The 26,878-nt window shown below is 39.0% G+C and carries 25 protein-coding genes and 2 tRNA genes; 8 read left to right on the top strand and 19 right to left on the bottom strand.

All coding sequences use genetic code 11. The features are described 5' to 3' along the window. Positions 1-231: 231 nt before the first annotated feature. The 16 genes from A3K93_RS12180 to A3K93_RS12105 form a co-directional block, all read right to left on the bottom strand. Entirely contained in the window at positions 232-1,830 is a 1,599-nt protein-coding gene (locus A3K93_RS12180) for a Tn7-like element transposition protein TnsE (RefSeq protein WP_067731450.1), read from the bottom strand. Positions 1,831-1,941: 111 nt separating this feature from the next. Further along, the gene (locus A3K93_RS12175; protein ID WP_067731449.1) at positions 1,942-3,474 is read right to left on the bottom strand and encodes a TnsD family Tn7-like transposition protein; all 1,533 of its coding nucleotides are present in this window, start codon (positions 3,472-3,474) and stop codon (positions 1,942-1,944) included. Between the two features lie 2 nt (positions 3,475-3,476). After that, positions 3,477-5,159, bottom strand: a complete 1,683-nt coding sequence (locus tag A3K93_RS12170) for an AAA family ATPase (protein WP_067731448.1) — start codon at positions 5,157-5,159, stop codon at positions 3,477-3,479. A gap of 33 nt (positions 5,160-5,192) precedes the next feature. Continuing rightward, positions 5,193-7,355, bottom strand: a complete 2,163-nt coding sequence (locus A3K93_RS12165) for a DDE-type integrase/transposase/recombinase (protein ID WP_067731447.1) — start codon at positions 7,353-7,355, stop codon at positions 5,193-5,195. After that, positions 7,339-8,142, bottom strand: coding sequence for a heteromeric transposase endonuclease subunit TnsA (locus A3K93_RS12160; RefSeq protein WP_067731446.1), 804 nt, complete (start codon positions 8,140-8,142; stop codon positions 7,339-7,341). The genes A3K93_RS12165 and A3K93_RS12160 overlap by 17 nt, the downstream gene beginning before the upstream one ends. A gap of 153 nt (positions 8,143-8,295) precedes the next feature. Further along, entirely contained in the window at positions 8,296-10,134 is a 1,839-nt protein-coding gene (gene glmS, locus A3K93_RS12155) for a glutamine--fructose-6-phosphate transaminase (isomerizing) (RefSeq protein ID WP_067731445.1), read from the bottom strand. Positions 10,135-10,146: 12 nt separating this feature from the next. Next, positions 10,147-11,511: a bifunctional UDP-N-acetylglucosamine diphosphorylase/glucosamine-1-phosphate N-acetyltransferase GlmU gene (gene glmU / locus A3K93_RS12150; protein WP_067731444.1), complete on the bottom strand. Its 1,365-nt coding sequence runs from the start codon at positions 11,509-11,511 to the stop codon at positions 10,147-10,149. 21 nt (positions 11,512-11,532) lie between these two features. Next, positions 11,533-12,054 (bottom strand): phosphatidylglycerophosphatase A family protein, encoded by a 522-nt coding sequence (locus tag A3K93_RS12145; protein ID WP_067731443.1) that lies wholly within the window; start codon positions 12,052-12,054, stop codon positions 11,533-11,535. Further along, on the bottom strand, positions 12,032-12,949 hold the full coding sequence (gene thiL, locus A3K93_RS12140; RefSeq protein ID WP_067731442.1) for a thiamine-phosphate kinase: 918 nt from the start codon (positions 12,947-12,949) through the stop codon (positions 12,032-12,034). Before thiL ends, A3K93_RS12145 begins: the two co-directional genes overlap by 23 nt. A 20-nt stretch (positions 12,950-12,969) precedes the next feature. Next, positions 12,970-13,419, bottom strand: a complete 450-nt coding sequence (gene nusB / locus A3K93_RS12135; RefSeq protein ID WP_067731441.1) for a transcription antitermination factor NusB — start codon at positions 13,417-13,419, stop codon at positions 12,970-12,972. Positions 13,420-13,423: 4 nt separating this feature from the next. Continuing rightward, positions 13,424-13,894 (bottom strand): 6,7-dimethyl-8-ribityllumazine synthase, encoded by a 471-nt coding sequence (gene ribH / locus A3K93_RS12130; RefSeq protein WP_067731440.1) that lies wholly within the window; start codon positions 13,892-13,894, stop codon positions 13,424-13,426. Between the two features lie 11 nt (positions 13,895-13,905). Beyond that, a complete protein-coding gene (gene ribBA / locus A3K93_RS12125) occupies positions 13,906-15,027 on the bottom strand; it encodes a bifunctional 3,4-dihydroxy-2-butanone-4-phosphate synthase/GTP cyclohydrolase II (RefSeq protein ID WP_067731439.1) in 1,122 nt (373 codons plus the stop codon). A gap of 406 nt (positions 15,028-15,433) precedes the next feature. Beyond that, a complete protein-coding gene (gene exaC / locus A3K93_RS12120) occupies positions 15,434-16,945 on the bottom strand; it encodes an acetaldehyde dehydrogenase ExaC (protein ID WP_067731438.1) in 1,512 nt (503 codons plus the stop codon). 371 nt (positions 16,946-17,316) lie between these two features. Then, the gene (locus tag A3K93_RS12115) at positions 17,317-18,279 is read right to left on the bottom strand and encodes an alpha/beta hydrolase (protein ID WP_067731437.1); all 963 of its coding nucleotides are present in this window, start codon (positions 18,277-18,279) and stop codon (positions 17,317-17,319) included. A gap of 122 nt (positions 18,280-18,401) precedes the next feature. Then, a tRNA-Gly gene (locus tag A3K93_RS12110) sits at positions 18,402-18,477 on the bottom strand. Positions 18,478-18,525: 48 nt separating this feature from the next. Further along, positions 18,526-18,598: transfer RNA gene (locus A3K93_RS12105), tRNA-Gly, on the bottom strand. A gap of 241 nt (positions 18,599-18,839) precedes the next feature. Between A3K93_RS12105 and A3K93_RS12100 the strand changes: the two genes are divergently transcribed. The 5 genes from A3K93_RS12100 (at position 18,840) to A3K93_RS12080 (ending at position 21,624) form a co-directional block, all read left to right on the top strand. Next, positions 18,840-19,148, top strand: coding sequence for a BolA family protein (locus A3K93_RS12100; RefSeq protein WP_067731436.1), 309 nt, complete (start codon positions 18,840-18,842; stop codon positions 19,146-19,148). 9 nt (positions 19,149-19,157) lie between these two features. Next, the gene (locus A3K93_RS12095) at positions 19,158-19,550 is read left to right on the top strand and encodes a SirB2 family protein (protein WP_067731435.1); all 393 of its coding nucleotides are present in this window, start codon (positions 19,158-19,160) and stop codon (positions 19,548-19,550) included. 67 nt (positions 19,551-19,617) lie between these two features. Next, positions 19,618-20,454 carry a ParA family protein gene (locus A3K93_RS12090; RefSeq protein ID WP_067731434.1) on the top strand — a complete coding sequence of 279 codons (837 nt, stop codon included), beginning with the start codon at positions 19,618-19,620 and terminating at the stop codon, positions 20,452-20,454. Between the two features lie 15 nt (positions 20,455-20,469). Then, entirely contained in the window at positions 20,470-20,859 is a 390-nt protein-coding gene (locus tag A3K93_RS12085) for a hypothetical protein (protein ID WP_067731433.1), read from the top strand. Positions 20,860-21,030: 171 nt separating this feature from the next. Next, positions 21,031-21,624, top strand: a complete 594-nt coding sequence (locus A3K93_RS12080; protein ID WP_067731432.1) for a LysE family translocator — start codon at positions 21,031-21,033, stop codon at positions 21,622-21,624. Positions 21,625-21,634: 10 nt separating this feature from the next. Here A3K93_RS12080 and A3K93_RS12075 read toward each other — a convergent pair whose 3' ends face one another. Beyond that, positions 21,635-22,273, bottom strand: coding sequence for a DedA family protein (locus A3K93_RS12075; protein WP_067731431.1), 639 nt, complete (start codon positions 22,271-22,273; stop codon positions 21,635-21,637). 190 nt (positions 22,274-22,463) lie between these two features. Between A3K93_RS12075 and A3K93_RS12070 the strand changes: the two genes are divergently transcribed. The 3 genes from A3K93_RS12070 to guaA all read left to right on the top strand — a co-directional run bounded on the left by A3K93_RS12070 (position 22,464) and on the right by guaA (position 25,139). Next, entirely contained in the window at positions 22,464-22,883 is a 420-nt protein-coding gene (locus A3K93_RS12070) for a DoxX family protein (RefSeq protein ID WP_067731430.1), read from the top strand. Between the two features lie 142 nt (positions 22,884-23,025). Further along, on the top strand, positions 23,026-23,394 hold the full coding sequence (locus A3K93_RS12065) for a NirD/YgiW/YdeI family stress tolerance protein (protein WP_067731429.1): 369 nt from the start codon (positions 23,026-23,028) through the stop codon (positions 23,392-23,394). Between the two features lie 176 nt (positions 23,395-23,570). After that, positions 23,571-25,139, top strand: coding sequence for a glutamine-hydrolyzing GMP synthase (gene guaA / locus A3K93_RS12060; RefSeq protein WP_067731428.1), 1,569 nt, complete (start codon positions 23,571-23,573; stop codon positions 25,137-25,139). Positions 25,140-25,264: 125 nt separating this feature from the next. On the opposite strand, the gene A3K93_RS12055 is transcribed toward guaA, so the two are convergent. After that, positions 25,265-26,083 carry a GGDEF domain-containing protein gene (locus A3K93_RS12055; RefSeq protein WP_227509869.1) on the bottom strand — a complete coding sequence of 273 codons (819 nt, stop codon included), beginning with the start codon at positions 26,081-26,083 and terminating at the stop codon, positions 25,265-25,267. Then, a protein-coding gene (locus tag A3K93_RS14750; protein WP_442855646.1) for an IS5 family transposase occupies positions 26,065-26,878 on the bottom strand; the annotation gives its coding sequence in 2 pieces (ribosomal slippage) (positions 26,065-26,497 and positions 26,496-26,878; 816 coding nt in all). Before A3K93_RS14750 ends, A3K93_RS12055 begins: the two co-directional genes overlap by 19 nt.

The following is a 26,878-nucleotide window of genomic DNA, read 5'->3' as shown; positions in this document are numbered from 1 at the left end:
GTTCCCTAATAAAATGAAAAGAGGCTGATTGTAATCCAGTAATAAAGTTTCATCTTGAATCACTAATATATGATTGATTTTTATAGCTACTGATCATAAATTTTGAAAATAAAGTATCATCGTATATCATCATGCATTCTTAATTCTATAAGATAGCCAGTAATAAAGTATCATCTTATGGTAGGTGAGTTCAATCCAAAGACCCAAATATTTATGCCATAGAGAAAACTATTAAGCAGATTTTAAGACTTCTGTAAACCGCTTCAACCAATCTGTAAACTCTTTATCAGACTCACTTATCTCAAATTTGTTTTTTGGATGGTTAATGCCTTTGGGAATGCCAATATCTTTTAAGGATTTTGCCGTGGGCCAACGCAAAGAACGTCTGATAATCTGTTGTTTAAAAATTGGAAAATTTTGATCCCAGGCTTCAAAATTTTCGACTTTAACAATTAATGTTGAAAGTGGTTTGTAATTGTCGCTAGTATCAATTTCTAGAATGGAAAATTTTTTACCTTGAAATTCTAGCTGTACTTCCGCAATACTTCGAAAGTTGCCATCATCGGTCTTATGTAGCTTGGATCGATTGACAGCGGGAAGCTTAGAAATGGTAAATCTAAATTTTGATAGAATATTATTCTGTGATCTGAATTCCTCAATCATAGCTTGAAATGATTCAAATCTTTTCATAAATAGTTTAAGGTCATCACTCTCATCTTGACAATTTTCAAATTCCCCCCGGCCAATTTCTCCAAAAATAGTGGATTCCCCTGTACCGACGTCAGGTTCAGGTAAGATAGTTATATCATCGTTATTAAAGCTGCCCTTTTTACCAGAACGTTTAATTACTGCTTTTTTCGTTTCAAAAGGAGATGAGAGTGCTAGTGTGATTTTAGGTGAATCAATAATTGCTATTTTTTTATCACTATTTGCTTCTTTTTTATCATCAATTATAGGATCTTCCTCTTGGAGATGCTTACTACCTCTAGAAGAGCCCTGTGAGCTTTCCTGAGTATTTTTTACCGTAAATTTAGGGCTGCAAAAAATGACAGTATGATTAATTTCACTGGGTAAGTTTGATATTGCTAGAATTTCATTTACATAATATTTGTTTTTCTTCGGACTAAAATATACTTTTAATGTGATTTCAGCACCTTTTAATGAAGGTGGGATAAAATTAAAGTTCCAGTATTCTCGGACTTTTGTCTGAAATTTCTCACTTAAAAAATTTTTGGAGATGCTTTCGAAAGATGTTCGGGCCTCTGTATCGAGTAATATCCATGCGAGCAAGCGGCGCATTCCGACATTATCATATTGAGATAGTGGGAAGTTACAAAATGTAGGAATATTGATCAGAGTTTGATTTTCTCCCTTTATGATATCAAATTCACCAGAAAGACGTGTTTGATTCAGTGCACTACGAGATAGATAGGCATTATGCAAGAATAATACTCTAGCGAGTTCTATCTGGGGTAAAATAATTTCAATATCTTTATATTTTTCATTAATATCGCTAACAATATTACTGAAATTATACTGTCCTGAATCATTAATTAAAATATTCCATTTTTGAAAGTTATCAATTTGAATGGTGATAGTAGATTCATTAAAAGGAATAAAGGTTTCAGTCTGATTGAAACGTCGATTGCGCGCTAATAATGGCATATTAGAAAAACGAGCATATTTCAGTATATATCTCTGATTTTCTATTGAATATTTATAATTTTCTAATCCTATATTTATATAGCATTCAGTGTTTTTTCTTTCTTTAAAAATAGAACCTAAAAAAGTAATTCTAGCATTTTCAGGAAAATTTTTAATTTTTATCATCTATGCTTTACCATTTGAATCTTTAGTCGATTGAAAAAACACTGCATATATTAAAGCTTATTTTATTGAAATTTCAAAGTTTAATTTCATTAAGGTAACGCTTTAATCAAATTAATTTTGAATCATATTAGGAAATTCATGAATGATGTATTCCAGAAATTTTTTTGTTTCAGAAGTCATCCGATCCTCACTTAATCCAGCTTTTCGTAGAATGCGCCACTGAGGAAGTGGTTGTCTGTTGAGATTACTATCTATAAAAACTTTTGTTAGGCGCCTGATTTGATAACAGCTAATATCTTCACAATATCGCTCTAGAAAGCGTCTAATTAGGGGGAGTTTATGCAAGTTTTTTTCTAATGTATTTGAAGTAGACGTTTGTTTTAACCACCATTTCATAGAACGTCTTGGACTATCTAAATCCCAGATTAAAGTATTCTTAAGCTGAATAAGTTGCCTTACATACAAAAGATCGCGTTTTTGCCAATCAATTTTAGTCCCTTGAGGAATAAACTTCTGATGGAAGTTTTGGTTTGTCTGCAAAAGCCAATCTTTATCGTTTCGATATAGCCATGCATAAAGAGCTGCCTGTAGGTGACGAGCGGGTTTAACCCCATGGTTTTGTACTAAATCTACCCATTTTTCACGATTCTCAGCTCTGGTTATTTCAAAATTAGCATCCTGATATTTTGTTTGATTATTCTGTTGAGTTGTTACTTTCTTGAAAGATTTAACTTGAGTGAACATATCTGCAAAAGACCAGTCGGCATTTAGAAAAGCTTCAATTACAATAATATGTTCCAGATAACTAAAGCTTTTACGATGCTTTCTAAAAATATGACGTAGCCAACTGGTTTCAGAAGCTAAGTCATCCAAATGATATTGTCTAAGAAATTTTTGTGGCCACCGTAACAATATTTTTTCTAAAATTTGATCGAAAGCAATTTGGTTTTGCCCACGAATACAGTCATTTCGTCTGGCTAATTCATTATAAAACATCGTCCACTGTTCGTAACTCGATGATACAAAAGGTGGTGTAGATAACAATTCTATTAATTTTGAGCTAATGAAAAGTTCATCACTTGTTGCTGGTACCTGATTCCATTCAGTACAAAAAACATCTGAAGGTACCATGAAATCATGTCGATGTAATGATCTTAAATCTATTGTTGATTCTACAAGCCTACCGTGTTGCGGACAGCAAGCTCCCTGTATTTGCCATAAACGTAGCCAGTAGAATTCACCTTTTTGAAGCGCTTGCTCTTTCAAACATTGTGGGCAGTAACGTAGTCTATGAATAACAGGGACTCGTGAAGCATTAATTCCCAAAGAAAGATGTACTGAGCCTTGTGAAATATTAGCCATCCATTTGAAACATTGTTGTCGCCTTGTTTCAGGTACAAAAGGTGCATATATAGGAAATAATGTATGTTTATATATTATATTTTGTAGACTCAATTGTTCCTCAGTATACTGATTAACAATCGAATTAAGATGACAGGGTAAATCAACCGTAGCAATAACCTTCCTATTTTGAAACACTGCATCAAGTAATTGCTTTGGACTTTCAAATGCTAAACGAATTCCAGCACGAGCCACTGTACTATAAATTAGCTCATGTTCATAAGGCATAGGAAAATTTAGCATACCTAACTCACTTGTTTTATCCAATTAGATATATTAAAGATCAAATCTGTTTGGGCTTTTAAATGATCATAAAAGCTTTGATCACTCTCTTTTTGTGAAAATTGAAAACGTAAGTCAAGTGAATCTAATGTATGCCATTGATCATATTTAAGCAGTTTAGGTTTGGATGTTTTGGGTTTCGATAATGAGGGACTCTTTGTTGGATCTACATCCTGCTTTAACCAGTCCATAATGATGGGGAGTAGCTCGGTTAAGTGTTTATCAGGATGTTTAATAAATACTTTTTTAACCATCGGTATCAAAATCTTGGAGTCATAACCAAGCTCAAGTAACAGAGCATGTAAACGCATAGATTCATCATGTCCTTGATATTCATCAAGCTCATCTTCTTGCTCAATTGCACTTTCTTCGATTTTGGAAAAAAGTTTTAACAATTGTCTGTCAATTTCAGGTGTGATCAAATCAGGATATTGTGCAATTCGTCGAGCATCACCTGAACGTAAGGCATCTATAATATGATGAATTGGTTTAAAGTCTTCTTGATATGTATTTTGGAGCAATTTTACAGTGATTCGTTCTAAACCAGATTCAATTGCTCGTATTTGTGCAAGGACAAAAAGCTTAACTGTTACGTCTAAAATACCTTGGGTTAGATCAAACCAGCATTGTCGTAACTCCTCTGAGAGTGCGAGATCAGCTTTTCTTAACCACTGATATTTCCAAAGAGCATCTGTAAATGTCATCCACTCAGATTTTCGAACTTTCCCATCTGGGGTTTTTATTACAGGCTCATTTTTTATAGGTTCCCAGTGAATTGAACCAAAACCTACAGCTCGACGTGATGAGCGCAGATCACGTTCAAATATGTTACTTGCTTTAGGTGTTCCTACCATAATGATTGGCAAGCTATAAATATTCACTAAGGTCACAAAAAAATTTAACATTTCATCAGAATTTTTAGATCTGTTTGCCATGAGGTGTTGAATTTCATCAATCACCAAAAGACCGATTGCATGAAGATGGGCAATGTGTCCCATAAGTTGCAAGAGCTTTTGTTCATTATGTCTTTTTTGAGTATATTGTTGCTCATAATTAGTTCCTAAAGCACGGTCAACAGCACTAAAGAAACTTAAATATAGGGATTTAAGTGAGCCATTATATGGGCAGTCTATTTTTAGATAGACCAGCTGAGTGAAATTATGTTCAGGATGATAAATTTTTTGTGGGTAATTTCTAAGAATGCGATTTAACGTGGTTGTTTTGCCACTACCAGAGAAACCGATAAACACTAGACTTTGTGCTGTTGATATTAAATCTGTATGGCGAGAAGCATTAAAATCATTGCTTTTAATATGTTCAAAACTATTTTGTAAATGCCGATTTAAATCACCTGTAGTAATATTTCGTCCTACATAGCCTTTTCTCAACATAATAGAAATTTTTTGTTCTAATGTTAAATGCCGTTTAATAGGGTGAAAAAAATTATTTAATAACTGGGATATAATATGAGCACGAGTATTGTTGGGTAGTTGTCGATCAGATAATTTAAATTCGATAGTACCCCTAATGGCTTGGATTGTATCTTTTGCCTCAAAAATTTCGGGTAAGGCTTCGATAAAAGGATTTCCCTGATAGTCGGAAACAGGACTTTCTGTATACACTGCATGGTCGTTTTTATTAGTCATAATTGTATCCCGCTTATTTGAATTTAGTGAATATCAATTTTCATCGCCAGAATCTCCAAGGTCATCTAGTAACTCTTGATAAATGCCAAAACGTAGTTTGTAATCTTCATCATTTTCTAAATCTATAAATTGTCTAGACTTAGGCATAGGAATAATATTACTTTGATTTTCTGAAGACTGTTCAGAGTGGTCTAGAACCGTAAAGGCAGATTTTGACGATTTTTGGCTGTTGTTTCTCTGTTTCAATCGTTCACTATCTTTTTCAGCTTGTTTATTTTTACGAAGATCAGTTAAACGTTCTTTTTTACTAAGTGTTGAAGAAGGTTTTTTTGCATCTGCCCGAGCAATAATTGATTCAATATGTTCTTCAAGGTTTGCTTGAGACCTATTGGTTTTTAGATTTTGAGCGGCTTTTGTTTTCTTTTGTTCGTGTTGAACCTGCCAAACTTCCCAAAAACTACAGCCCATGAATTCTCTAGATCTTGGAGAAAGTGTAGCTTCCCAATAATCTAAACTATGCTCCTGATAAAACACATAAATTATTTCTGCATTACTTGGATCATAAGCCACTTGAAATGATTCTGGACGAGAAATAGATTTTTTACGATGCATCCAGCCTTGTTTATATATTTCAGGGCAATTATAAAATACTCCAAACATTTTTAGGCCAAGGTCAGACAAGGTCGCTTTAATTTTAGGTAATAAAGCAACACGTAATGCTTTTTCAGAAACTTGTTTTAACTGACCCACACGATGTTGTATTCCCCAATTCCATAAATGAATAGGAACTAAAGGCAAATCGCTAGGCATATCTATATCACGATCATAAGTTGTCAATTGATGTGATGTATTATGTGCAAGTATTGAACCAATAATGATCTGCTTAAATTCAGTTATAGTAAGTGTTGCATCTAACCGGTAGTCAGAGCCCCCACGTTTTTTTTCTTTAACCTGTTGTACTACACCAGAAGCAAAAGGCTTAAATTTTGTCTGAATAGTTCTGAAATAACGTTCAACAATTGGTTTTAAATCTCCACGATAAGGTGCAGTATTTTCGATACGAATAGAAAAGTTATATTCTAAAGCTTCAATCTGATGCCCTAATAATTCTCCTCGATCTGCTAAAATAGCATCGGGTAATCCAATACATGGCCAGTCATCATATGTAATTTCATAACCATATTGTTTGCATAACTCAACTTTATCTGTCATGGCGACTTGTAGAGCTTGCATTGCAGTTACATAGGAGGCATTTTCAAATCCAATATAGAAACCAACCACCATTCTACTAAATACGTCAGCAACTAAATAAATAGTGGGTCTTCCGACAATACAGGCACGATCTGAATCTGATACAAGATAAATATCAGCAATGGTTGCATCAATTTCATAGCGAGAACCTGGCCCTAGGACTTGGGTGTTGACAGTTGAATGGAGCTCTCGGATGTCTTTTGCATAGATAATTGGATTGGTTCGAGCAGTAAGTTGAGTTACTTTTGGAAACTCACGCTCATAAAAATATTTAAATTGCCAGATGGTCGGAATTTCGCTATCAGCAATATCTGGAAATAATGAATGATACATCGTAGAAAATTTACGATAGGCATAACTCAAAGAATATTTATCCTTCGTTAACATATATTTATTAATATTAATTCTGAAAAGTCGCTCGACATTCTGATCAACTAATGCACCAACACCTTCACTATATTTTCTTGGCCTACCTAGTTTTTTATTTTTTGCAATACGTTTAACACCTTTAGCACCAGAATTGTTATAACTGGGAATAAGTGCATTTGGTGTTTGACCTCGTTGCCAGTATCGACGTGCTAATCTATAAATGGTTTGATGAGTTGTTTTATGCTGCTCAATAATTATTTTAACAAGGCTAAAACGAATAGATGGATCATAGAAATGCTCATTAGATATGAGTAAATCTATAATGTTCATTCCCATATCACGTTTTTTTTGCTGTACAGAGCCTTCTGTCACATTAATCAAGGAGATATCGGCAAAAGGATCATCGGTTATTTCTGCTTCGCCTACTTCTATGGCTGTAATCAGTTCTTCTTTTTTTATTATAGAGGGATTAGCATTAGGATGATTTAAATCAATCCAGATAATATGAGAAGGAATAATTTTAAGAATGCGGTAATCTTTACCTTGAAATTTATATACACTATTGATTCGAAACATGGCGAATCTCCTCCCATATTTCAAAATTTCCTAACTTGATCTCAGAGGCTTTAATCTTTTTATAGTCTTTAGTTATATCGAAAATAAAATAGCGTTGAGCAAGCAGTTCTCGGAGCTCAGCTAAAGACGTACCAATCGTTAAATTATACACTTGATCTATTTTTTTACTTAAAGTAATTAAGTCGAGCTCAGGATACTGTGTAAATATATGAATATAATCGTTTAAACGATTGTAAATTTCAGTACTAGATTCTCTCATGGCTGGATAAAGCCATTTGATGTTATTCAAAATAACGGAAGGAATTTCTTTTTCTGTAAGGATATACCAAGGTGTATCTGTACTTTTCCAATATCTACGCTCAAGCTCTAGTTTTTCAATGATTCTCTCATCCTTTAAGCTATTTGTGTATTTAGTTCGGATGACAAAATTTGGTTGGTTAGTACTTTGACTATTTACATAAAAACTTGAACTTATAGTTTGTAGAGTATCTTTAATTTTGGGGTGAGATATTTGGGCTCCTTCTGAAATTTCGAGCGTAGTGTTGAGAGGCAAGGGGAACTGCTCTCTGATATCAGTAATTAACGGATTCCAGTCTAAAAGTAGAAAAATTGCAAGTTCTAAATCAGATAATAAATGATGGGTGCGTTTCGTTGTATGGCCAAAAACTCGGTGAGAACGACCTTTTGAGCTAACATCTCGTACAGTAATCCATGGCTTATAATCTTTTAGATAGCCTTGACCACGTCCTTCTTTGATCCAGCGTTTCTGCTGATGTTCTGTAACCATAACAAATCGCCCGCTATTCTTTATTTATTCAGAATAGCAGGCGATCAATCTTTAATCAATATGAGATGATACTTTATTGCTAAAGATGAAACTATATTACCTAGGGTGATACTTTATTACCTAAATACAGCTGAATGATCAGCCTCAAAAAAATTATTCAACAGTCACAGATTTCGCAAGGTTACGTGGTTGGTCAACGTCCGTACCTCGCAGAACTGCAACATGATAAGAAAGAAGTTGTACTGGAATGCTATACACAATTGGTGCCAATACCGGATCAACAGTTGGGACATTCACCACATGTTGACGGTCTTTCGCTTTAATTCCGCTGTTTTCATCGGCAAAGACAAAAAGTTCACCGCCACGTGCTTGAACTTCTTCCATATTGGATTTTAGCTTGTCGAGCATGTCATCCTTCGGTGCCAAAATTACTACAGGCATATCGTTATCAACCAATGCTAATGGACCATGTTTCAGTTCACCAGCAGCATAACCTTCGGCATGAATATATGAAATCTCTTTCAGTTTCAATGCACCTTCCAACGCAATTGGGAAGTGCGTGCCGCGACCTAAGAACAAGCAGTGCTGTTTTTCAACAAACAATTCAGACAGGCGCAAAATTTCAGCATTATTTTGCAGTGTATCCAAAATCACTTTTGGCGTATGCCACAATTCAGCCACAATTTTTGCAATGGCATCTTCTGAAATAGTGTGTTTGATTTGACCAATTTTTAAAATCAACAACATAAGCGCAGCAAGCTGAGTGGTAAAGGCTTTGGTTGATGCCACACCAATTTCAGGGCCAGCAAGGGTCAATAAGCTATGATTGGTTTCACGAACCATTGACGATGTTGCGACATTGCAAATGGTCATGGTGGTGATATTTAAGCCTTTGGCAGCTGCACGTTTTTGTGTATCACGAAGTGCTGCTAAGGTATCGGCTGTTTCACCAGACTGAGAAATACACACATACAGTGTATTGTTAACAATGACGGGTGTACGATAACGGAATTCGCTGGCAATTTCGACTTGGCACGGCAAATCAATCAGTTGTTCAAACCAATATTTTGCAATCATACCCGCGTGGTAGCTGGTCCCACAGGCAATAATTTGCACTTGTTGAATGTTGGAAAAGTCTGTTACTGCAGATGCCAAGAAATCTTCACGCAGTGCATTACCATTTAACGCTTGAGAAATGGTTTGTTTAATGGCTTCTGGCTGCTCGTAAATTTCTTTCAGCATGTAATGCTTATATTCGCCTTTTGAGGCATTGCTCACCGTAGCATCCAATTCTTTAATTGGACGTTCCACACGTTGACCATTCGCGAAAACTTCAATGCTATTACGGGTTAAGCGTGCAATATCACCTTCTTCAAGGTAAATAAAACGGTTGGTGATCGGTAACAGCGCCAATTGGTCTGAACTAATAAAGTTTTCACCAATACCAACACCAATCACCAATGGCGAACCTTCACGTACCGTAATCAATTCATCAGGATGGTCGGTATGCGCAATTCCAAGTGCATAGGCACCTTTGAGTTGAGGCACGACTTGTTTGACGGCTTCAAGTAAACTTGGTGTGCTTTTCAGTGCATGATTGACCAAATGAGCAACCACTTCGGTATCTGTTTGTGAGGTAAACACATAACCTAAAGCTTCAAGATCATCTTTAAGTTCTTGATAATTTTCAATAATACCGTTATGTACTACGGCTACATTGCCAGAGATATGCGGGTGGGCATTGGCTTCAGTTGGTTTACCATGGGTTGCCCAACGGGTGTGCGCAATCCCAAGTGAACCTGTGATTTTGGATGCATTGACAGCTTGTTCAAGGTTGGTCACTTTACCAACACGACGTTCACGTAGAACTTGCTCTGCATTCACGAGTGCAAGACCAGCTGAATCATAGCCACGGTATTCAAGGCGTTTTAAGCCTTCAATCAGAATAGTACTGATATTACGTTCTGCAACGCCACCGACGATACCACACATGATGATTTCCTCTTATTTCTTGATCTTTTGCGGACGTTGATAATTTTCTTTGGCAAATTGCTTCGAACGTTCTACCGCTAAACTGTTCTCTGCTACATCACGGGTGATGGTTGAGCCTGCACCAACAGTTGCACCGTTGCCAATTTGAACAGGGGCAACCAATGAACTGTTTGAACCAATAAAGGCACGATCACCAATAATGGTTTTAAATTTATTGGCACCATCGTAGTTACAGGTAATCGTACCAGCACCAATATTTGAGCCTGAGCCAACTTCTGCATCACCCAGGTAAGTAAAGTGATTGGCTTTTGAGCCGTGACCGATCGTACTATTTTTTACTTCAACAAAGTTACCAATGTGAACTTCGGCAGCCAATTTTGCACCAGGACGTAGACGGGCAAATGGACCAATTTGCGTATTTTCACCGACAATGGCGCTATCAAATACGCTATAAGGCTGAACTTTGGTGCCCGCTGCAATTTTGGTATTTTTAAGCACACAGCCTGCACCAATTTCAACGCCATCACCGAGTTCACACTCGCCTTCAATAATCACATTAATATCAATACGCACATCCTGACCGACTTTAAGCGTACCACGCAGGTCAAAACGACTTGGATCAATCAAATGCACACCTTGTTGCATCAATGCTTTGGCTTGAGCCGTTTGGAATTGACGTTCTAAGGCTGCAAGCTGTACGCGGTCATTGACACCGTCTACTTCAAAGGCTTGCTCAGGTTCGACAGAAACCACCTGCATGCCATCGGCAAGCGCCATGGCTACGATGTCAGTCAGGTAATATTCGCCCTGTGCATTATGATTACTTAAACGTGGTAACCACTCGTGCAATTTGGCATTGCTGACGCAGTAAATACCGGTGTTAATTTCTTTAATCTGGCGTTGTTCATCTGATGCATCTTTATGCTCAACAATGGCTTGAATCTCACCATTCTTACGTACAATACGGCCATAACCTGTTGCATCTGGCAGGGTTAATGTGACCAAACCAATTCCGGTTTCAGTCGATACATCGAGCAAACGCTGTAATGTGGCAGGGCGAATACACGGAACATCACCTGATAAGATTAAAGATACGCCTGTTTGTGGTAGAACAGGTAAAGTCACTTTGACCGCATGACCTGTCCCCAATTGTTCTTTTTGCTCAACCCATTGCACCTGTTCATGTGCAAAGGCCTGTTGAACCAAATCACCACCATGTCCATAAATAGTAATGATATTTTCAGCATTTAATTGTTTTGTAGTTTCAATGACATGAGCGAGTAGAGGGCGTCCTGCGAGCGGCTGCAACACTTTGGGTAAACTCGAACGCATTCGAGTGCCTTTACCTGCAGCAAGAATAATCACAGAAGTTGACATATTACACCTTAGAAACTTGGCTTAAGCCATTGAAATATAGAGGTAGATGGCAATACAGATGGCGGCCCAAATGCCGGCAACAATATCGTCAAACATAATACCAAAACCACCACCGACTTGACGATCGATGACACGGATTGGCCATGGTTTCCAAACATCAAATAAACGAAATAGGGCAAAACCAATGATCACCCACCAGACATTCATTTGACCCAAATACAAAATGGGTAAAAAGGTGATGGATTGTCCGGCGAACTCGTCCCAAACAATACGTCCATCATCGTGTACGCCCATCACTTTGGCAGTTTGACCACAAATATAAATGCCAAGAATTGACATCAGTACAATGGCTAAAATAGAGTTGAAAAAACCAATTGCAAGCCAAATCGGCACAAAAAGTAGTGCAAAAGCAGAACCGAAAGTACCGGGTGCTTTCGGTAAAAGTCCTGAACCAAAACCTACACCACAGAAGACAATGAGTCGATTTGGCCATGACATGGCTTTAAAATTAATTTTAGGCTTATGCAAAATGTTGATATCCATTCAAATCGAGCACCACTGAATCATGATGATGCAGCAGACTCAAGGTGTTCGTATTATTAATTGTGCCAATCATTGTTATATTTACATGCGGTGTTTGCTGTTTCAGTATTTTATAGTGATCAGGCGAAATGGTAAAACAAAGTTCGTAATCGTCACCACCGGCAAGCGCATAATGCCATTTTTGCTGATCAGGAAGCTGTTGCAAAGCAGGACTTAGGGGGAGTTTTTCTAAATAGAGTTCCGCACCGACCTTGGATGCAGCCAAGATATGACCAAGGTCTTGCGCTAAGCCATCAGACACATCAATCATGCTGTTGGCCAAGCCTTTAAGGTGTTGTCCGAGTTCACAGCGTGGGGTGGGGTAATCTAATCGTTTTTGTAATTCATGGCCTCGGTGCTGCAAGCCAAAAGCAGCATCACCCACTGTACCTGATACACAAATCAAATCGCCAACTTGAGCGCCAGCACGTGTAATTGCCTGTCCTTGGTCAATCCAACCCAGCGCGGTCACTGAGATGGTCAAATGCGGACTTTGTGTGGTGTCACCACCAATTAAGCGCACACCAAATTGATCGCAGCAATCATAGAGACCTTGGCTGAAACCTTTTAGCCAATCATGATCAATTTGGGGTAGGCTCAATGCCAATAAAATACTGTGCGGTTTAGCACCCATGGCAGCAATGTCAGATAAATTGACAGCCACAGATTTCCAGCCAATTGCATGTGGGTTTGTATCTAAGGGGAAATGTCGTCCAGCAACCAAAGTATCGGCACAAATCACCAATTGTTGCTGAGGCGGGGGAGTGAGCACGGCTGAGTCATCACCCACACCTAAATCGACAGACGTAGACGTATGTCGATTAAAATAGGTATCGATAATCGAGAACTCAGCCATTACAACAATTCGACTTTAAATTAGTTGGCTTGTTGTTTTTCTGCTGCACGTAAAGTTGTCGCTAAACGATCTAATACACCGTTGATGTATTTGTGGCTATCTGCACCGCCGAAATGTTTAGCTAACTCGATAGCTTCATCAAGTACAACGCGGTATGGAATTTCAAGATGTTCTTTCAATTCATAAGCGCCAAGACGAAGTGTCGCAAGCTCAACACCATCAAGTGCTGAAATATCACGATCGAGTACAGGGATTAAGAGCGCATCCAATGCTTCATGATTGGCAACCACCTCGGTCAACAATTCATGATAATAGCTAAGATCCACTTTGTGCATGGCATTGTCGACACGTGTACGTGCTTCAATCTCATGGACTGGATTGTGGCTCATTTGCCATTCATAAATTCCTTGTACAGCAAAGCGACGTGCTTTACGTTTTGCTGCATAAGTTGCTTGAAGTGTTTGCGACATAGCGTTAAATAGCCTTTAACAAGTTTACCATTTCAATAGCAGTCAAGGCAGCTTCACTACCTTTATTACCTGCTTTTGTTCCAGAGCGTTCAATCGCTTGTTCAATACTATCCGTAGTGAGTACACCGTTGATGACTGGAAGGCCAGCGTCTAGACCAACTACGCCTAAACCTTTGGCACATTCGCCAGCAACAAAATCGAAGTGAGGTGTGCTACCGCGAATCACTGCACCAAGCGCAATGATGGCATCAAAACGACCAGTCGCAGCTAATTTTTTCGCAACGATAGGGAGTTCCCAAGCACCAGGGGCGTGAACAACAGTGATATTATCCTCTGATACACCATGACGTTTCAATGTATCAACGGCACCTTCTAACAGATGTTCAACAACAAAGCTGTTAAAACGACCAACTAAAATCGCATAACGGTCTTCGTTCGCGAGATGTAACATACCTTCAATACGGCGAACTGCCATAACAACCTCGATTATTTCTCTGATGTTTGATGTGCGGTGATGTATTCCACCACTTCTAAGTTAAAACCTGAAAGTGCATTAAAACGTAAAGGAGAGCTTAAAAGCTTCATCTTTTCTACGCCTAAATCACGTAAAATTTGTGCACCCACACCAATGGTTTGATACTGCTGAGAAAGTGCAGCATTCGATTTTACATTTTTTGGTGCATTAAGGGTATCTAAAGCAGGACCTAAATCTTGTAAATGACGTTGACCGATCCAAACCAGAACACCACGTTCGCTATTTGAAACTTCTTTTAACGCACGGTCTAAGTTCCAAGCCGGTTCGCCGTCTTGTTTATTGAGTTTTAATAAATCACGCGTTGGATTGAAGCCATGTACGCGAACAGTAGTCACGCCATCTTTTGGCTCGCCTTTAACTAAAGCCAAATGAATGTCTGGGTTGCCAAACTCACGGTAACGATACAGATCAAAGACACCATATTCAGTATCTAATTTTTGATGATCCAAACGTTCAACCGTTTGTTCATTGGTCATGCGGTAATGAATGAGGTCAGCAATCGTACCGATTTTTAAGCCATGTTTTTCTGCAAAGACTTCAAGGTCAGGGCGACGCGCCATCGTACCGTCTTCATTGATGATTTCACAAATCACAGATGCGGGTTCTAAACCTGCAAGACGGGATAAGTCACAGCCCGCTTCGGTATGACCTGCACGGTGTAACACGCCACCTGGCTGTGCCATGAGTGGGAAGATATGACCCGGTTGCACAATGTCAGCAGGTTTTGCATGTGCAGCGACTGCAGTTTGAATGGTATGTGCGCGTTCTGCAGGAGAAATACCTGTTGAAATCCCTTGAGCCGCTTCAATTGAGAGTGTGAAGTTGGTACCGTGTTGTGCACCGTTGGCATCGACCATTAAAGGAAGATTCAACTGTTGGCAGCGCTCTTTGCTAAGCGTTAAACATACCAAACCACGAGCATGGGTGATCATAAAGTTAATGTCTTCAGCGCGTACATGCGTCGCAGCAATGACAAGATCGCCTTCATTTTCGCGGTCTTCATCATCCATAAGGATAACCATTTTTCCTGCACGGATATCTGCTACGAGCTCTTCAACGGTATTGAGCGGCATCAACCTTCACCTTCTTTTTTGATCTTGTACAGATCGAGTCACGACATTATTGGGTGCATAGTCTAACGCTTTTTGAGCGATTTTGCTTATGCTTATCCATTTCCCTGTATGGTTCATTGTTATACACAGTCTTTCTACGCTTTAAAAGCCGACTTTAATTTAATGCCGTTATTTTATGTTTGTTTTTTAAGCAGTTGAAAATCATATACATATAGATACTTATGCAGTAGAAAAATAAGCTGCTGATTATTTTGAAAATTAGAAGCTGTAACATGTTTAAAATTATGTAAAAGATTGAGATTTAGAACTTGGATCATTCTAAAAATCCAAAATTTAGTCTGAAACGTACAATGATTAATGAAAAGAAAAAAGCGAACCGAAGTTCGCTTCTGATATGGATTGGATTTTAGAAGAAACCTGCTGGCTTAGTTGAGTAGCTCACCAGCAAGTTTTTGGTTTGTTGATAATGCTCTAGCATCATTTTATGGTTTTCACGCCCAATGCCTGATTTTTTATAACCACCAAATGCTGCATGGGCAGGGTACATGTGATAACAGTTGGTCCAAACCCGACCGGCTTGAATTGCTCGACCTGCTCGATATGAGGTGTGTACCGAACGTGACCATACCCCTGCACCTAGACCATAAATGGTGTCGTTGGCAATTTTGATTGCATCATCAAAGTCTTTAAACGTGGTGACCGCAAGTACAGGACCAAAAATTTCTTCCTGGAAGGTACGCATGTCATTGGTGCCTTTAAAGATCGTCGGCTCAATGTAGAAGCCTTGTCCGACTTCCTGACGTTCGCCACCACCTGTCAACACTTGAGCACCTTCTTCACGACCTGTCGCGATACAACCTAGAATTTTATCTTGTTGCTCTTGTGATGCTTGTGCACCAATCATGGTTGTCGTATCTAGTGGATGACCTGTTTTAATGCGTTGTACACGCTCTACAGCACGTTCTAAAAATTTATCTGCAATACTTTCTTGTACAAGTGCACGTGATGGACAGGTACAGATTTCACCTTGGTTGAGGGCGAACATGGCAAAGCCTTCAAGGGCTTTATCTAGGTAATCATCTTCTTTGTCCATGATGTCTTCAAAGAACAAGTTAGGTGACTTCCCGCCGAGTTCTAGCGTTACAGGGATGATATTTTCAGTGGCATATTGCATGATCAACTGACCCACTGCAGTTGAACCGGTAAAGGCAATTTTGGCAATGCGTGGATTGGTTGCCAGTGGACGACCCACTTCAACCCCATAGCCATTAACAATATTCAGCACGCCCGGTGGCAAGATGTCTTGAATGAGTTCCGCCAAGACTAAAATACTCACAGGCGTTTGTTCAGCAGGTTTCAGTACAATACAGTTACCCGCTGCGAGTGCAGGTGCAAGTTTCCATGCTGCCATTAAAATCGGGAAGTTCCATGGAATAATCTGACCGACGACGCCTAAAGGCTCATGGAAATGGTAGGCAATCGTGTCTTCGTCAATTTCTGAAATTCCGCCTTCCTGAGCGCGGATACAGCCAGCAAAATAACGGAAATGATCAATACAGAGTGGAATGTCGGCAGCTAAAGTTTCACGAATGGGTTTACCGTTATCCCATGTTTCGGCGACAGCGAGGAGTTCAAGATTTTCCTCAAGACGATCTGCTATTTTTAATAAAATATTAGAGCGTGTGGTGGGTGAAGATGAATTCCATTGTTGTTTTGCCGCGTGTGCAGCATCAAGTGCCAATTCAATATCTTCTACCGATGAGCGAGGTACTTTGGTAAACACTTTACCATCTACAGGTGAAATATTATCAAAGTATTCACCTTTGACAGGTGGCACCCATTTGCCACCAATAAAATTTTCGTATTGCTGCTTGAATTGAACTTTTGAACCGTCAGTATTTGGATCTGCATAACGCATAATAGTTTCCTTATCTTTGATTGTTATGGTGTAGAAAAAGAGGAATAATTCGGTCATTTTTGCCGAATATTGGATATGCTTGAGTTAATATAAAGACCCAAATTGAACGTGAGTTGACAACTTACAAGCATGCTACAAAAGACAACATCAGTATTGCCAAAAAAATCTTAATAAATTTATATAAAACAAAGTTTTGAAATGAAAGATGAAACATAGATTGAAATACAGAACATGACATTGTTCACATGATTTTCATATGGACAATAACAAAAGAAATTAATGCATAAATGTCTTCAAGACAGATAACCCCAATAAAAAAAAGACTTCTAAATAGATGCGATCTAGAAGTCTTTTGGTTGACTCAAAATTGATTAAATATTTTTAGATTTTAGCCATGCAAATAGGCTTTGATAGACCTGTTCACGGGCGTGCTTTTCAGATAAAACCAAATCATGCATGCCATCTTGAATACTGCATAAACGTACATCACCTGACATTTTATTGGCATATTTAATCATGTCTTGGACTTCTAAGATGACATCGGTGCTTTGTGCATCGCGATTAAAACGCAGCGGATAGCTTGTTTTTGCAGAATGCATAATCAAAGTTGGTACAGTTAAAGTCACGCCTTGGTGAATTTCTTTTTGTGCTTGATGAATGGCATGTACAAAGCTTAAGCGGACTAAATGATAGGTTGGCTTTTTCCATTCAAGGTTAAAGTTCCATTCACCGTGATAACTGACATGTAAACTTTGCACATAAAAGCGGTTTAGACGACTTGGAAATAATAGATCTGGAAAACGTTTACCTAGTGCACTCATTTGCGGGATGGCTAATTTTTTCTCAAAAGCGCTCATATTGAAGTCATAAAATGGGCTGTTGCACCACAAGGCTTTGATCAAGGGATGATTAGGATGATGTGCTGCATACAGTGTAGTGGTGAGTCCACCAGTAGAATGCCCACAGAGTAATACTGTGTCATGTCCTTCGTGACCAATAATGTCTAAGGCTTCGGTAATTTCGGCATCATATTCTGCGATGTCATAGACGTTATAGTATTTTTGATGGGGAAGGTGAGAACGACCATATTTGCGCAGGTCTAAAGCGTAAAAATCAAAACCTTCATTGTTAAAGCGTTCAGCCATTTCGGTCTGAAAGAAATAATCGACAAAGCCATGAATATAGAGCACCGCTTTAGTAGTTGATTGAGCTGCTTTCTTACGAACTAAGGTTGCAACAACTTTGCCTTCGTAATCGTCAGGAAAGGAGAGCGTTGCCTGTTCGTAGCCATCGCCCAAAATATCGTTCTGATATTGAATATTATTATTCGCCATTTTTTTATACTCATTTATTTTTAATAATTATCCTTGAGTATTTTGCTTTTTTTGTCAATTCACAATCTAAATTGCATAAGCAAAAAAAAGCCCCGATCAAATGATCAGGGCTTTTTAGAATCTGGAGCGGGAAAGGAGACTCGAACTCCCGACCCCAACCTTGGCAAGGTTATGCTCTACCAACTGAGCTATTCCCGCGGAGTCTATTCAGTTTTTTAAATGAAAAAACCAAACTAAAAAATTTTGAGCGGGAAAGGAGACTCGAACTCCCGACCCCAACCTTGGCAAGGTTATGCTCTACCAACTGAGCTATTCCCGCATGCCGTGTATAATACAGTATGAAAAAATGAGGTCAACACCTTTGTGAAAAAACTTGTATCGTTTGAATAAAATAAAAACAATTTTAAGCATAAAATGTCAATCACAGGGTTTTAAAAGGCATTTTGTAGAAAAAATCATCAGTATTTCACGTGTTTAGTCAAATGTGTCTGACAGCACAATGTAAGACATAACACGTTATACTAGATTTATATTTAGGCAATTCATTTTGGGAGCCGATTTTGAGCTTAGAACAACAGTTAATTGAGCGTTTACAACAGCTTTCACCGCAACACTTGGAAGTTGTGAACGAATCTTCAGGTCACGGTGGTTATTTCCCAGGTAAAGAATCACACTTTAAAGCGGTGATTGTCAGTGATGCCTTTGCAGGGCTACGTTTGGTTCAGCGTCATCAAAAAGTTTATGCTGCAGCAGGAGATTTGTTAGGTGGCGGTAAAATCCATGCACTTGCGATTCATGCATTCTTGCCAGAGGAATGGAAAGGGCAAGATACCAGTAGTCCTGAATGTGCACATGCGCCAAAACCGTAAGGATGCCTCATGGATACACAACTGATTGTTAAAATTATTCACATGTCGGTGGCAAGTTTACTGATCATTGCAGTGCTTGCACGTGCAACAACTTTGTTTGTTGGAACTCAAGGAAATTTACCCAATCCAAAAGCACGAAAATTGTTGGTTGGATTGCAGCATTTTTCAGTGGCCGTGATTGCACTGACAGGTGTTGTGGCTTTAGTGCTGAAAAATTTTGAAGTACAGCCATGGTTTTATGCCAAAGTTATTTTATTCTTGGTACTGATTTCATCTTTGGCGAAAGCGTATAAAAAAGATGAGGCTGTATTGTTGGTTCAGCGCCGTGCTGGCTTGTTTATTGCAATTGTTTCACTTATTTCAATTATTACTTTAGTCATCATTAAACCAAATTTTGGCTAAATGTCCGTGATGTTTGAATCATGACCTTAGCCATTCAATATCTATAATAAAAGTTTAGGGGGTTCTAATGCTTACACGTGTGGTCTTTAACCAAAAAGGTGGAGTAGGAAAATCGAGTATTACTGTCAATTTGGCTGCCATTAGCGCAGCACAAGGTTTAAAGACCTTGTTAATTGACCTTGATCCACAAGCCAATTCGAGCCAGTATTTGCTTGGCGATGATGCCACCTATTCTGGCGATAAACCCGCATTAGAACCCAATATTGAAAACTATTTTGAGGATGTACTCGGTACTCAGCAAAGTAAAGGTTTAATTGGGAATGCCATCGGTTCGATTTTGAAAAATCGCAGCAAAGGTTTAGAAAGCTACGTGCATCAATCACCGTTTAAGCATTTAGATGTGATTCCAGCCAGCCCCAGTCTGGGGGCTTTGGCACATGCACTTGAGTCTAAACACAAAATTTATAAACTTCGCGATGCGCTACAGCAATTATCCGGTCAATATGACCGTGTATTTATTGATACACCGCCTGCGTTTAACTTTTTTACCCTTTCAGCGTTGATCGCGGCAAATCGTGTATTAATTCCTTTTGACTGTGACGTGTTTTCTAAACGTGCACTGCATACTTTAATTGAGAACGTGATTGAAACCCAAGATGATCATAATGAAGATTTAGAGATTGAAGGAATTGTAGTGAATCAGTTCCAAGCACAGGCCAAACTGCCACGCGAAGTGGTTGAACAGTTGAAAACTGAGGGCTTACCTGTACTTGAAAGCATGTTGCCACCTTCGGTATTGATGAAAGAATCTCATCAGAAAAATTTACCGCTGATTCATTTAGCAACAGATCATAAATTGACGCAGGCCTATGTCTCGTTGTTCAATGAAATAGAGAAACCTTAAAACATCGAGTTTTGTATGAAATTGCTGACTTTTACCCTTGCAATAAGCAGTGCTGTATTACTAACAGCTTGTGCAAGTACAGTGAAACCCACCTACGTGTCGCCTACGCAGTATCAGTCTTTTAATTGTCAGCAATTACAAGGCGAATATAATCGTATTCAACAGTACATCGATACTGGTGTGACACCGCCGAAACGTACCGGTATGGGCGTGGGTGTTGGTCTTGGTGGTGGCTGGGGAAGTCATGGTTGGGGCATTGGTCCAAGTATTTCAGTGAATATGGGTCAGTCGAGTAACACCAAAAATACGGAACTAGCACGCGTTTTAGGTGAGCAAGAAGCCATTGTTCAAGCTGCAAAATATAAATCTTGTCCGATTATTGTGCGTACCAAACCTGCGAAATAAAGTTTTACAGCACGAATCAATAAGCTGGTTTTAACACCAGCTTATTTGTTTTATCTTCAAAAAAATAAATTGATCATGACGAATCGGTGCATATTTTTGCATTGGATTGATCTTGTGATTTGACCTGCTCTTTCGTTAATGTAGCGTCATTCTTTGGGATATCGGTTGTATATGGTCGAAAATTGGTTATTTCTATTACCTGTCATTGTGATTTTGATGATTCCAGGACCAGGCAATGCAATGGTTGCCAGTTCTGCACATCAACACGGGCAAGCTAAAACCAGTTTATATATTCCCGTTATTTTATTGGGCTATCTTTATGCCATTAATGTATGGGCATTGCTCATTCATCTTGCGACACCCATTTGGCCTAATTTCGCAGCATTGGTGCATGTGCTTAGCGCCATTTACATGGGCTGGATGACCTTTAAATTATTTAAAAGTGATCAATTACAGCTTCACAATAAAAAGCATCCCATGGTGCGTCCATGGCATATGTTTACTGCAACCCTAAAAAACCCTAAAGCGGCATTATTTGCAGCCGCGATTTTTCCAGATATGACGTGGGAAAGCCCCACCAATTTTGTTTTGGTCTTTGCTGCATTTAGTTTGGTAACTTTGCCAGTTTTTGCTTTTTGGATGGCATTTGGACAGGCTGTACTGTCAGGGCAGTCTAAGAAAATAAAAACCGACCTCATTTATAAAGGGTCGGCTCTTGTATTGCTGTTATGTTTGATTCCACTTTTAATTAACGTATTTCGTTAAGTGAACACGCTTAGACTTGTGGAGATTTCTTTAATTTTTGACGAATAAAACCAATCACACCCGGCAATACACTGATAATAATGATGCCGAAAATAAGATGAGTAAAGTTATCTTTCACGATCGGCATATTGCCAAATAGATAGCCCAAAATAACAAACGAACCGACCCAGCAAATTGCACCAATAACATTATAGCTCAGGAAGAATTTGTAATTCATATGTCCTGCACCAGCAACAAATGGTGCGAAGGTACGTGCAAAAGGAATGAAGCGCGCAAAAATAATGGTTTTACCACCGTGTTTCGCAAAAAACTGCTGCGTTGCCACTAAATGCTGTTTATTAATAAAACGAGATTCGATTTCAAAGACACGTGGACCGATATAGCGCCCGATATGGTAGTTCAGCGTATCGCCCAATACTGCAGCAAGGAACAATAATGGGATGAGCACCCATGGATCCATTACACCTGTTGAAGCCGCTAATGCACCAGCTGCGAAAAGTAAACTATCGCCCGGCAAGAAAGGCATAACGACTAAGCCTGTTTCCACAAAAATAATCAGGAATAAAATTGCATAAATCCACACTCCATAATTGGTAATGAATTCAAGCAAATGTTCGTCAACATGTAAGATAAAATCAATCAGTTCCATGAGCTGCTTATAAGCCAAAGTGTGCAGAAATCCTATCAGTGATCGATTTGGATGTCAGTAGAAAAAGCGGATTAATTCATGCACCATCGTTTCAAAAATGCAACGTTTAGTCACTCATATGGATATTTATTCACAAAAATGAACTGATTAATATGGCTGCATCTTTTCAATATCCCGAATGAGTTTCGCTATGTTTAATCCTAATGTCGTTATTAAAAATATGATCCAACAACCTTCAATGCAAAATAGTTTGGCTTTATTGGCGCGTATTTTATTGGCTTACATTTTTATCGTGGCAGGTTGGGGCAAACTTTCAGGCTACGATGCAACAGTCGCTTATATGCAAGCTATGGGTGTTCCAGGTGGTTTATTGCCTCTGACTATTCTGCTAGAGCTTGGTGGTGGTCTTGCTATTTTATTCGGTTTCCAAACCCGACTTGTGGCATTAGGTTTGGCGGGTTTTAGTATTGTGACTGCATTTTTATTCCACGGTAGTGCTGAGGATGCGGTGAACTTTATGAAAAACTTTGCCATGGCAGGTGGATTTATTGCTTTAGCGGTCTTAGGTGCGGGTAAGTTCAGCTTAGATCATTGGATTGAATCGAAATAACATCCTTTTAAAGCAAGAGCGCTAAAGTGGAAACTTGGCGCTCTTGCTACAATTTAATGTGACATCTTTACAAAATTCGTCCTGTATCTCTGTGTTTGTATTGCTCTAATAAAAGATAGAAAAGTCATAGAGAGGGATAAAAATGAAGCAATCGATTTGGGCAGCACTGCTTTTGTCAGGCGCGATGATGGCAACGACTGCATGGGCAAAATCAGATGTGGCAATTATTCAAGAAGCCAAAACCAATGTGGTAACTGTTGCTCAAGCACATAAAATGAAAGACAAAACTGGTGTGACATTGACAGGGCAAATTGTCCGTCAAATTACCTTGCATGAAGACGACTTTGAGTTCCGTGATAAAACAGGCTCGATCGTACTCGATATTGATGATGATTTATGGGAGCCTTTAAACCTTAAAGCAGGGGATAAAGTCCGCGTAATTGGTGAAGTGGATACCCACATTAAAAAGCCGACAGAAATTGAAGTGGTTCGCATTGAACGAATCAAATAAGTATGAATATTAAAGGGAGCAGGTCTCCCTTTTTTAATGTGCTAAAGCAATTGAATTTATGTGTGAAAGAATAGAAATCGTTTATATTTCAGACATATTCGAATGGTGTGCGTAAATGCTTTAAAAATGATAGAATACGGCGCTTATCTTTCGTTTGCCTTTCATAGTTGTTTGTCATGACTACCAATACTCAAATCACTGAAGATCGTATCCTGATTTTGGATTTCGGATCTCAATACAGTCAGCTCATTGCACGTCGCGTACGTGAAGCTGGCGTATATTCTGAAATGTTTGCCTATGACATGTCTGAAGAAGACATTCGTGCATTTAATCCAAACGGTATCATCCTTTCAGGTGGTCCAGAAAGCGTTTATGTTGAAGGTAGCCCACGCGCTCCTGAAGTTGTATTCAACTTAGGCGTTCCTGTATTGGGTATCTGCTACGGTCTACAAACCATGTCACAACAACTTGGCGGTAAAGTAGAGCCAGGTGATGTACATGAATTTGGTTATGCAGAAGTAGACATTCAAGTTCGTGATAAATTGATTGGCGATCTTGAAGACTCTGCTGACAAACTTAAAGTTTGGATGAGTCACGGCGATAAAGTGACTGCGATCCCTGAAGGCTTCCAAGTGACTGCAAGCACACCAAGCTGCCCATTCGCAATGGTGTCTGATGAAGCTCGTCGTTTCTACGGTATTCAGTTCCACCCAGAAGTAACTCACACTGCTAAAGGTAAAGAGTTATTGTCTAACTTCGTACACAACATTTGTGGTTGCCGTAGTCTTTGGAACTCTGAAAACATTATCGACCTTCGTGTTGAACAACTTCGCGCACAAATTGGCGATCAAAAAGTTCTTCTTGGTCTTTCAGGTGGTGTGGATTCATCTGTTGTTGCTGCACTTTTACATAAAGCGATTGGCGATCAATTGACTTGTGTATTCGTGGACAACGGCTTACTTCGTTTGAATGAAGGCGAGCAAGTGATGGACATGTTTGCGAAAAACATGGGTATCCGTGTGATCCGCGCTGATGCTGAAGATCGCTTCTTGTCTGCGCTTGCAGGTGAAGTTGATCCTGAGAAAAAACGTAAAATCATCGGTCGTGAATTCATTGAAGTGTTCGCTGAAGAAGCACGTAAACTTGATGGCGTAAACTTCCTTGCACAAGGTACGATTTACCCTGACGTGATCGAATCTGCTGCGACTAAAAATGGTAAAGCACATGTGATTAAATCGCACCATAACGTGGGTGGTTTACCAGAAGATTTAGCATTTGAATTGGTTGAACCCATCCGTGACTTGTTTAAAGATGAAGTGCGTAAATTGGGTACGACTTTAGGTCTTCCTTACGAAATGCTTTACCGTCATCCATTCCCAGGTCCAGGTCTAGGTGTTCGTATTTTGGGTGAAGTGAAAAAAGAATATGCTGACATTCTTCGTTTAGCAGATGACATTTTCATGCAAGAACTTCGTGCAAGCGGTTGGTATGACAAAACTGCTCAAGCATTTGCGGTATTCCAACCTGTGAAATCTGTAGGTGTTGTGGGTGATGGTCGCCGTTATGCATGGGTAATTGCACTTCGTGCGGTTGAAACTGTGGACTTTATGACTGCACGTTTCGCTCACCTTCCATACGACTTAGTCGATAAGATCTCGACTCGTATCATGAATGAAATTGCTGAAGTTTCTCGTGTTGTTTATGACGTATCGTCTAAACCACCTGCAACAATTGAATGGGAGTAAAACTGGGGTTTCACGAAGCACTGCTTCGTGCCAGTTTTACGGCAAAGGCTATGCCTGCGCCAGTTAGGGATATCAAATGAATATCTCTAATATCCAATAAAAAAGGACACTTTGGTGTCCTTTTTTTATTCCTGAACCAACTTCCGCTCTTCCATTTGCCAAGTATGTTTCATGTGCTTGAGTGCTAAGGAATCCATACTGTGGTCATATTGTTCAACACGGTTTCGACCATTCGCTTTGGCTTGATACAGTGCAAGATCCGCTTGTTTCACAAAATGATTTAAATCAATGTCACAGCTTTCTAAAATCGTTGCACCAATTGAAATAGTGAAGCGAAGCTGTACGCGATGATCCAGCTCAACCACTGTATTTTCAATTTTTTGACGTAAACGCTCACCGATTCTGAGCGCATCATCCAAATGCGTATGCGGAAGTAAAGCAATAAACTCCTCACCGCCATAACGCGCCAAGACATCGGTATGCCGCATTTCTTGACTGGCAATATTGGCAATCATCTGAATGACTTGATCACCGACATCATGTCCATAGGTATCATTAATCTTTTTAAAATGATCAACATCAAAAACTAAAAGCGTCGTTGGTGTTGGATTTTCTAATTGTTGTTCGAGATGCTGCTTTGCCAAATACTCAAAATAGCGTCTATTATTGAGCCCTGTTAATGCATCGGTATGTGCCAGTTTCTCAAAAGCACGGCGGTTATAATCATTTAAAGTATGATGCAAAAACACAACCCGTGATTTCAGTGTTGAATTCCAACTGATGTACACACTAAAGACCAAAATCGGCAGATAAATCAGCGAAAAGAGCAGCATCTGATAGGCATCGCCATGACTATTAAAGTAAACACCGACAAAAAGTACAGTGCTAATTAAAAGTGAGGTGATCAGTAGATCTCTTGCGAAAGTTAATTTAAGAGCATCCAATTCACCATTCCAGCAATTAAATTCATTCTTAGACCAAAGCGTTTCCGTCTATTTCTATAGCGTTCTGTTAATATCCGAAAATGTTTAAGTTTGCCGTTGATATGTTCAATTGTGATCCTACGCCGACTGATTTCTTGGTTGATCTGTTTTGCTATTTGGGGTAATGATAAATTCTTAGGTTTCTTGATGGGAATGAGTAACTTACTCTTAATCTGATGAAATCCTTTATAGGCTAAATCTGCCATGATACAAGGATAAATGACCATCTCCTTCAAATACTTACGCGCAATCGTCAGATCGTGTTTTCTGCCATCTTCAATCTGTATACTTACAATTTGCTTTAATTTTGGGTTAAAAATGACCTGTGTTTTTAGCGTATGTTTCTTCTTTTTACCGCTATAGAATTTTCTTTGTTTTTTTGGGACGCTCAATCTGTGACTCAGTGACATCAACGATTACATAATCCTCCTCACTAAACTTTTGATTCCTTTTAGGCAATGCGAAAATCCGTGATTGAATCAGAGCCTTTTCAACTTTCTGAATCGTACGATTCACATTACTTTCAGCTAGGTTATAGTCGGCGGATAACTCAATTTGAGTTCTATAACAGCGTAAGTAATTTAAAGTTAACAACAATTGATCCTCTAAACACAACGAATGAGGTCTTCCAGATTTTTTCTTGGCAAGTTCAGCGTGTTGTAACACTGATACCATTTTTAAGAATAATGGACGAGGAACGCCAACAAGTCGTTTAAATTCCCCATCATTAAATCTAGTTAAATTTTCATATTTCAT

Origin of the sequence: Acinetobacter sp. NCu2D-2 (assembly GCF_001647675.1) — a bacterium.
In the GTDB taxonomy this organism is placed as follows: Bacteria; Pseudomonadota; Gammaproteobacteria; order Pseudomonadales; family Moraxellaceae; genus Acinetobacter.
Note: the sequence above shows the minus strand (reverse complement) of the source record. Positions and strands in the feature narration are given on the sequence as shown.